This window comes from Azohydromonas caseinilytica (genome assembly GCF_012927045.1).
In the GTDB taxonomy this organism is placed as follows: domain Bacteria; phylum Pseudomonadota; class Gammaproteobacteria; order Burkholderiales; family Burkholderiaceae_C; genus Azohydromonas; species Azohydromonas caseinilytica.
The window spans coordinates 1-9,160 of record NZ_JABBFW010000060.1; the positions used below are offsets into that span (position 1 = coordinate 1).

General features: G+C 67.2%; 5 protein-coding genes. 2 read left to right on the forward strand and 3 right to left on the reverse strand.

The annotated features are described in order from the left end of the window. Window positions 1-516 precede the first annotated feature (516 nt). A complete protein-coding gene (locus HHL10_RS29595; RefSeq protein ID WP_169164024.1) occupies window positions 517-1,992 on the reverse strand; it encodes a replication initiation protein in 1,476 nt (491 codons plus the stop codon). Window positions 1,993-3,235: 1,243 nt separating this feature from the next. Between HHL10_RS29595 and HHL10_RS29600 the strand changes: the two genes are divergently transcribed. Both HHL10_RS29600 and HHL10_RS29605 read left to right on the forward strand, forming a co-directional pair. After that, window positions 3,236-4,408, forward strand: a complete 1,173-nt coding sequence (locus HHL10_RS29600) for an AAA family ATPase (RefSeq protein WP_169164028.1) — start codon at window positions 3,236-3,238, stop codon at window positions 4,406-4,408. Continuing rightward, the gene (locus tag HHL10_RS29605; protein WP_169164025.1) at window positions 4,405-5,469 is read left to right on the forward strand and encodes a ParB/RepB/Spo0J family partition protein; all 1,065 of its coding nucleotides are present in this window, start codon (window positions 4,405-4,407) and stop codon (window positions 5,467-5,469) included. The genes HHL10_RS29600 and HHL10_RS29605 overlap by 4 nt, the downstream gene beginning before the upstream one ends. Before the next feature lie 266 nt (window positions 5,470-5,735). Here HHL10_RS29605 and gorA read toward each other — a convergent pair whose 3' ends face one another. Then, window positions 5,736-7,130, reverse strand: a complete 1,395-nt coding sequence (gene gorA, locus HHL10_RS29610) for a glutathione-disulfide reductase (protein ID WP_169164026.1) — start codon at window positions 7,128-7,130, stop codon at window positions 5,736-5,738. An 865-nt stretch (window positions 7,131-7,995) separates the two neighbouring features. After that, window positions 7,996-8,784 carry a PEP-CTERM sorting domain-containing protein gene (locus HHL10_RS29615; RefSeq protein ID WP_169164027.1) on the reverse strand — a complete coding sequence of 263 codons (789 nt, stop codon included), beginning with the start codon at window positions 8,782-8,784 and terminating at the stop codon, window positions 7,996-7,998. Window positions 8,785-9,160 lie beyond the last annotated feature (376 nt).

Below are 9,160 nucleotides of genomic sequence, written 5' to 3' on the forward strand. Positions count from 1 at the left end.
GCCTCGCTGCCAATGCCGCGTCAACTCCACGCACGGCACCCGGCAAAACTCCACGAAACCCGGCCCGAACCCCATGAGGCCTGAGACCGATATTCCAAGAGCGCTTTGCTTCAAACTCCCTTTCCACCCTCCTTGCGTTTCCAGCAAAGCAGCGAAAGTTCGTTGCGAGGGACAAAACTATACACCGGTTTGTGGGAGTCCGCAAGGGGAATTGCACGTCGGTCATCGGACAGCAGTGCCGGTGGATGCGTGGGCAGGGCGTGCGTGAGTCCTTCCGCTACCACGGCGGGCAGCTCAACGCCGCCCGGCGCAAGGGACGCGTAGCAGCGCGATGCTAACCAGCACGCCCACCCGACGGCCTTGTCCCGTGAAACAGCGCCGCGCACTTGGCCCGAAGACCGCAGTCCACACAGGCCGGCGCAACGCCAGCGCTTCACCAGGCCTGCCCCACCGGGCCCGGTGTCTTGGGTCTGTACTTGGACACGCGGCACTGCCCCGGCCTCACCCGCCGGTGCCTCACTTCCCGAACAGGGCTGACTGCTCGCTCGGCCCGGCCCGCTCCCTTCTGGCGGCTTTCTTCAGGCTGGTCATGACGTGCTGGCCGAAAGCGAGCCGGAGCCGGTCGTTGTCGCGCAGTTCCTCCACCGTCGGCTGCTTCTTCTCCAGCTTCAGCTGCGCCTTGAGCACGCGGAACGGGCTGCTGCGAACAAAGGAGCTCCAGAACTCGGCCTGCTGCTGCGCGCCGTAGCCCAGGTAGGTTTCGAAGCCCAGTTCGCCGCTGCGTTCGTACTCCCGACGCAGCGCGGCCGTTGCCGGGTCTTGCACCGTCTGCTGCGGCGCGGCCGCGGCGGCCGTCTCAATGGCCGCCCCCTTCGCCGCTGGCGGTGCCGGCCGGCTTGCTGCCGCGGGCTCGGGCGGCTGGCCCGCCAACTCCGCGGTCGGCACCGCCCACCCCTCCTTCAACGCCTTCATGAAGAGGCGGCCTGGAAAGCGCACCTTGGGGCCGCGTCCCGACATCCGGTGCCGCACGAACTCGATCGCACCCTGGATGCGCGAGGGCGTGTACTCGCTGGCGTTCAGGGTGATGGCCTCCAGGTCGTCATTGCCCAGGCCGAACTCGCCGCGCAGGGCGTCGTAGAGGCTCTTGCGGACCTCGGTCTGCGCCAGCGACTGGATCATCTTTCCTTCCTGCTCGCTGAAGTGGAAGCGCAGGTGCGTGATGCGCTTGGAGCCCGGCGAGGAGCGGGTTTCGATCTCGATGTGGAGATCGGTCATCTCGTTGATCTTGGTGCGCACCTTGTCCAGGATGCGGCGGTTGAAGGCCTTGAATTCGGCCACGTACTTGGCGTCCTGCAAGTCCAGCCAGCGCCGTACTTCGTCCACGGTGAACCAGTCCGTCGGGCTGCCGCGGTAGGCCATGGACTTGAGCTTCTCGTACAGGGCATGCGCGTGCACGGAGTCCAGCGACGCCGTCGTGCGCATGGACAGCAGCGTGTAGCCGCGTGGGTCCTTGTGCAGCTGGCGAATGGCCTCGTCGAACTTGAAGTAGACGCGCCCCGCGGCGATGCCCACCCGGCCGACCAGCGGGATCGAGACGTACTCCATCTCGCTGGTGGTGCCGCTGCCGTGGCGCCCCCGCTTCTCGCGCGCCAGCAGCACGCTGGACTTCTGCGCCTCGCGCAGGGCGTCGAGCAGGTGTCTGCGGTTGCGGCTCTCGCTGTTGATGAGAAACATGAACAGCCCCAGGTCGAAGTCGAACTCCAGCACCTCCACCGGCGCGCTGGACGCCAGGTAGTTCATGACGTTCAGGCAGCGCCGCGCCGACAAGCTCAGCCCGGCCACGTCAATCAGGACGTTGTGCTTGCGGAACGTGATGTCGGAGTCGGCCTCCTTGATGGTGGCGTTGGGCCCCACCCGGCCGACGGTTTCCTCGAACAGCGCCAGTGCGTAGTTCTCGCCCAGCGGCGTGGACGAAGGAATGAGCTCGGACATGGAAACGCAACAGGCTGGACGGGAAGGCCGCCAAGGCTAGTGACCAAGGTGCCCAGGGTCAATCAAAAGGGGCACCTTTGCCCCTGCGCCGCTGCGCCGGCGCCAGTTCCTGCACACAAAAGAGCACCTTTGCAGTTGCTTGATGCCCTGGTCTGGACGGTGTCGGACCGACCGAGAGCGCACACAAAAGGGCACGCCCGCCGCGCTCCATGACCGTCGGAATCTTGGCCCTGAGCAGGCACTCGACATCACACAAAAGAGCACCTTGGCTGTGGACAAGTGCGCAAGTGGCTGTCGCATCGAGGATTTATCCATTTGCACATAAACAGACACCTTGCACATGAAAGGCCACCTTGCCGCACAAAAAAGGACACTTTCCCGCACAGAAAAGAGCACCTTGCTCCGCACATAAAAGGGCACTTTCTGCACATGAAAGAGCACCTTGGGCTGTTTTTTGCACACAAAAGAGCACTTTGCTTGTCGTAACTTGTTGATTTAAAAGAAGTTTTTGAGGTCTGAATGCTTGCTGGCTTTTAAGTATTTAAAAGCTGGCTAGCTAGAAGAGAAGCTTTCAGAAGACAAGCGCAACACCAGCCACCAAACGGCAAGCTTCAGCGGCGCCTGGACTGCCTTTCACGGGCCATGACGAGTGCTCGTTCCGGCTCTCAGGCACCGGGCCATAACGAGACCCTGCGCTGCTCCCGGAGGCCGCGCTGTACCTGCTCTCCTGTTCCCGAATGATCCAGGGGGCTCCCGTTCTTCCACCCGAGGCCACGGATGTTCGAAGGCATGGCGTCGGCGACGCGCACCACCAGCCCCAAAAAAGTGCTCTTTTGTGTGCCCTGCGGTACCGGCGCAGCACGGGCCAGGGCTTCATGCAGCGGCTGGGTTACACAAGAAAGGCCACCTTCTTGGCAGGTGTGACAGCGGGCGGCGCGCACCTTCGGGCACAGCAAAACGGGTTCGCTGTCATGCCTGCGCGGTCGCGTGACGCACGGCATGGAAGGGGCAGGTTGGCAAGTGCGCTTTCGTGTGCCGGCGCTCGACAAGCACAACGAGCCGACCCTTGGTGCGCGCCATGCACAGCACAGAAAAGAGCACCTTGATTCCGCCCCGGCCGCTGGTTCAAACATGGCCCAGCCGCGGTACTGCATGGTGGCAGCGTGTTGCGCATGTGGAAGCGCAAATGAGCTCCGCCGTTATGATTTCGCTTCCAAGCACAACGAGGGATGGCAGCGTGGACATGCGCGTGAGGGATGGAATACCGCTGGCGGGATTGATCGACCAAGCTGGCCGGGTGGCGGCGGTGGTGTCGAAGGTGCGCGGCGCCATGCTGGCACCGGAGAGCCGCAAGACGGCGCCCACGTTCACCACGGGCCAGGTGATGGCGCTCACCGGCCTGGAAAAAGGCGCGCTGGAGTACCGCATCCGCCGTGGCGAGATCCCGGCCGGCACGGTGACGCCCACCGGCGCGCGGCGCCTGTTCACGCTGGCCGAGATGCGCCAGTGCGCGCGCTGGGCGCGCGGCGCGCGGCTGCGCCCCGCCGGCGCGCAGGCCCTGAGCATCGCGGTGGCCAACTTCAAGGGCGGCGTGGCCAAGACGACCACGGCGCTGACGCTGGCGCAGGGCCTGAGCCTGCGCGGGCACCGGGTGCTGGTGGTGGACTGCGACCCGCAAGGCTCGCTCACGACGCTGTTCGGCATCCTGCCCGACACCGAAGTCCAGGAAGACGACACGATCCTGCCGCTGGCCACCGGCGCGCAAAGCTCCATCCGCTACGCGATACGGCCGACCTACTGGGACGGCATCGACCTCGTCGCGGCGGCGCCCTCGCTGTTCGGCGCGGAGTTCGCGCTGGCCAGCCGCCAGGGGCGCCGCGGCGGTCCGGAGTTCTGGCGCGTGCTCGATGCGGGGCTGGACGAGGTGCGCGCCGAGTACGACGTGATCCTGATCGACACGCCCCCGGCGCTGGGCTACGTGACCATCAACGCGCTGATGGCCGCCGACGGCCTGCTGATGCCGCTGCCGCCGAACCAGCTCGACTTCGCCTCCAGCGCGCAGTTCTGGCGGCTGTTCGCCGACCTCGCGCACCAAGTCACCGGCGCGGCCGGGCAGAAGCAGTTCGCCTTCATCGACGTGCTGGCCAGCCGCGTGGACGGCAACGACGCCTCGGCCGCGGTGGTGCGGGAGTGGATGGGCGCGGCCTACGGCGAGCGGCTGCTGCAGGTGGAGATTCCCAAGAGCGCTGCCGCCGCCGCCACGGCGGTGGAGTTCGGCACGGTGTACGACGGCGGCGGCGGCTCGGGCCGCGCCACGCTCAAGCGTGCCCTGGATGCCTTCGAGCGCCTGGCCGACGTGATCGAGGACCAGGCCGGCGCCTACTGGCGCAAGCAGCAGCAGGGAGGCGCGCAGTGAGCAAGGCAGGCGCAGGCAAGGCCCGCAAGGGCATCGGCCTGGATTTCACCGACCTACCCCCGCTCAGCGGCGCCGCCGCGCCGCCGGTGGCGGAGCCGTATCGGCCCGTGACCGGCCTGGGCCTGATGTCGGCGGCCGTGGCCGGCGCCCAGGAGCTGGAGCAGCGGGTGCAGGCGCTGCAGGCCGAGGCCGAGCAGCTGCGCCAGGAGCGCGGCGCGCAGCCGCTGGACCCGATGCTCATTCGCGCCAGCCGCTGGGCCAACCGGCATGAGCTGAGCTTTGCCGGGCCGGACTTCGAGGCGCTCAAGGCCGAGATCGCGGACGCGCGCGGCAACGTCCAGCCCATCAAGGTGCGGCCACTGCCGCAGGCGCAGGCCGACAGGGTGCGCTACGAGATCGTGTTCGGCCACCGGCGCCACCGTGCTTGCCTGGAGCTGGGCCTGCCGGTGCTGGCCGTGGTCCAGGAGCTGGGCGACCGCGACCTGTTCACGGAGATGGACCGCGAGAACCGCGCCCGCAAGAGCCTGAGCGCCTACGAGCAGGGCCTGATGTACCGGCGTGCCCTGGAAGAGGGCCTGTTCCCCTCGCTGCGCATGCTCGCCGCCGCGGTGGGTGCCGACGCGGGCAACGTGTCGCGCGCCATCCGGGTGGCCGAGCTGCCGACCGAGGTGCTGGCGGCCTTCGGTTCGCCGCTGGAGGTGCAGTTCGCCTGGGCCAGCCCGCTGGCCGCCGCGCTGGAGCGTGACCGGGAGGCGGCGCTGGCCGCGGCCCGGCAGGCGGCGCAAGCCCGGCTGGGGCCGGCCCAGGCCTATGCCGCCATCACCGGCAAGGCGCCGCGGCGGGGGGGCGTTGTACCGTACAACACCCCCGTCGCCACGGCGGCCAGGGGCGGACAGGGCGGCGCGCCGGTGCCGCGCCGCATCAGCCTGGGACGCGGCGCGTATGCGCAGGTGCGCGTACACGGCGCCCGCACCGTGCTGGAGTTCGATTCCGGGCTGCTGGAGGCCGAAGGGTGGCCGGCGCTGGAGAAGGCGCTGCGCGCGGTCCTGGGCCGCAAGTAGGCCCGAGTCCGGCCTGGAGACGGCCGGGCGGCCTGGGGCGGGTGTTGTACCGTACAACACCCGCTGTCCGGCAGTCCGTCGCAGCCCGGACTGCAGGCTGCTGAGCAGCCTACCGGCAGCGCGGTGAAGACCGGTGGACAAGCATCGGCCATGGGTGTTGTACGGTACAACGCCCCTGCCCACCGACCCGATCCCTGCGTCTGCCGCCACCGCCCGCTCGCAGTTCCGGGCACAAAAATGAGCACTTTCCCGGCCGCCGCGGCGTTTCAGGTCGGCGCCGTCCCGGTCGGTCCATGCGGCGGCGTGCCGTGGCGGCGCACCGGCTCGCGCATCAGCACGAATTCCTCCGCCGCCGTGGGATGCACGGCCAGCGTGCGGTCGAAGTCGGCCTTGGTGGCGCGGCAGGTCAACGCCACGGCCAGGCTCTGCACGATCTCGGGCGCGTCGGTGCCGATCATGTGGATGCCCAGCACCACGTCGCTCAGCCCATCAACCACGAGCTTCATGTAGCTGCGCCCCGCGCCGCCGGCGAAGGCGCTCTTCATGGGCCGGAAGTCGGACTCGTACACGTCCACCGGCCCTTCCCGGGCCGCGTCAGCCTCGGTCAGGCCGACCGTGGCGATCGGGGGCTCGGTGAACACCGCGCTGGCGACGGTGCGGTGGTCCACGCGCACCCGGCGCCGGCCGAACTCGCTGTCGGCGAAGGCCCGGCCTTCGGCAATGGCCACCGGCGTGAGGTTGACGCGGTTGGTGACGTCGCCCACGGCCCAGATGCCGGGCGCCGTGGTGCAGCTGTCCTGGTCCACGGCGACGGCGCCGCGCGCGTCGAGCTGCACGCCCGCTTCGGCCAGGCCCAGGCCTGCGGTGTTGGGGCGCCGGCCGGTGGCGTTGAGCACCGCCTCGGCGCGCAGCACCGAGGCGTCGGCGCGCCGCAGCTCGAAGCCGCCGCCGCTGCCGCGCGCCAGCTCGCTCAAGGCCACCCCGCCGGCCAGCGTCAGGCCACGCGTGGAGAGCGCCTGCGCCAGGCGCGTGCGCAGGTCCGGGTCGAAGCCGCGCAGCGGCAGCGTGTCGCGAAACGCCAGCGTGACCTGCGCGCCCAGCCCGGCCAGGATGCTGGCGAACTCCACCGCGATGTACCCACCGCCGATCACCAGCAGCGATGCCGGCACCTCGCGCAGGTTCAGCACCTCGTTGGAGCTCATGGCCAGCTCCAGCCCGGGCAGGGCGTCCCGCGCGGGCGCGCCGCCGGTGGCGATGAGCACACGCCCGGCGCGCAGGCTGCGGCCCGCGACCTCGACCAGGCCGGGGCCGCTCAGGCGGGCACGTCCGTCCACCAGCTCCACGCCCGCGTCGGCCAGCATGCGGCGGTAGATGGCTTCGAGCCGGTCGATCTCGTGCGCCTTGGCGTCGGCCCAGCGCGCCATCTCGAAGCGGCCGCTCACGCCGGTCCAGCCGAAGCCCACTGCCTCGCTCAGCAGCTGCGCGTAGCCGGCGGCGTACATCATCAGCTTCTTGGGCACGCAGCCGCGGATCACGCAGGTGCCGCCCACGCGATCGGCCTCGGCAATGAGCACGCGTGCTCCATGCGCCGCCGCGCGCCGGGCGGCGGCGACGCCGCCGGAGCCGGCGCCGATCACGATCAGGTCGTAGGTGTCGTTCAACTCGCGCTCCTCAGGCTCGCCGCGCGCTTGGGCAGGCCCGGGACGGCGCGCGGCGTGATCGGGATGAACCTGGCCGCAGGGTAGCGGCGCCGCGGCCGGCCAGACAATGGCGCGCGGTGAAGACCACCACGCGCCGCGCCCGCCACGGCGCTGCCCGCGTCACGCTGCGCAGCGGCATCGCCCGGTGAAAGGCCTCGACCGATCAAAGACTCAAGGGACTGCTCGGTAAGGAAAGCATCAAGCCCGGGTGGAATCTTTGCGCGATGGCTTGGTAAAAATCTCATTGAACTGGATTTCGGGTTGAATGCCGGTGTAATTCTTGATATTGCCCTGCAGTTATTGCGCATGCGGCATGAAGGCATTCAAAGGAATCAACGGAGTCAGCGGAATCAAAAACATAAAAACAGGTAGCGACATAACGCGGGCTGGAGCCGGGTTCGGCACCAGATAAAGCATTTTTGAATGCTCACGTCGCAAAATCCCGTGTGGGGGCTTGGGATGTCGTGGCGACTTGTTTGCGGCTCCCGGCTGAAGAGAAGGTGTGAAACTTTTTTGTCAGCGCATCCGGCGGTGTGGCGGGCTTATTTGTTGGGCGAAGAATGAGCAATAGGGGGAGCAAGGCTGCCGTTTGAAAATTGGCCGGCGCTGCGGGCGCGGCTGGCCATCGAGATGTGTCTGGGCGGCCTGGGGCTCCAGGGCGACATCGAATGGGAATGCCAAGCGGCGCCACGTAAAACGGCTTCGCAAACTGTTTGCCGTAACGCACGCCTTTGCCTTGCCCGCTCTTGTCCATGGCGCCAGTTCACTGGCCTGGGGCGGGGCTGGAGGTATTGCAAATATTCGGAATGGGCCGGTGTTGCCGCTCCTACACCGGGCCGCCCCGTGAGGACTTGCGGCGGCACCCGCCAGCCAAGCCCGCCAAGCCAAGGGCCACCAGGGCGAGGCTGCCTGGCTCGGGTACGGCGGCGGGCTGAAACTGAACCGTCAGGTCGGCACTCATGACCGTGAACACCTGCTCCAGGCTGCCCACCTTGAAGCCCAGCCATCCGTCGGCATTGATGTCGGCAAGATCCTGCGCAGTCAAGGCCAGCGATGCACTGAAATCTCCAAAGTATCCTTCGTACTGATAATAATTTCTGCTGAAATAATAGTCTTCGCCTTCTCCGTTGGGCGCGGAGCGGTCGAGTGTCGTTTGCGTGAAATAAGGGCCTTCATACCGGTACACGGTGGGCCGGACGGAAACGGAATTCCCGCTGGCCGTGGTCACCAGCGCATCCGCCCCAGGATTCACGAAGCGCTGCAGCACGTCCCTGGCATAAAATCTGTTGCCTGGAGCGTCTGAGATCTGTGGATAGAAATCCAGCCAGGCGGTGTTGTCAGGGATATAATTGCCTGCGCTGGAAATATCATTTCCGTAAATCTGGCTGCGGTTGAAATTGATGACTATTTCGCCCGATACCGCACGGTTGCCTGCTGCATAGGGTGTCAGGTCAAAAACGTCGTTGAAGCTGAGGTAATTGCCGACGTCGTAGTTGCTTGCGGCGCTGACATGGACGGTTGCCGCAGCGGCTGAGTTGGGGCCCGTCACAAGAACTGCGGAGAATGCTGCTGCCAAACACGCATGGGAAAGCAGCCCGGTATCCATCAATTTCATGATGCACCTCTCTCGGGGAATGGTTCGGAATTTGAACCGCACCTTGTTCCGGCGCGGCGGCCCCAAGGATAGGGAGCCGTACCCGGGGCGACGACCCGGCATTTGGGGTGGACGGTGCCGGCGATGTCACGGAGGTTGCCGCTGCGCAGCGCCCGCATGTTTCAGGGCCGTGGCTTGATGCGGTGGCGCGGTTCGCCGTTGACGGCAGTGCACGCACCGAAGGCCGTCCAGGCGCAGAGGGCACCTCTCAAGCCCACCTCTTTCAAGGTGCGCGGGAAGCGAGCACGCTGCCACCTCTGACACACCGGATTCCAGGAGGTGTGCGATGACGGTGGTGGATGCTGTGGTGGAGCGCTTTGCGCACCACTCTCCCGTG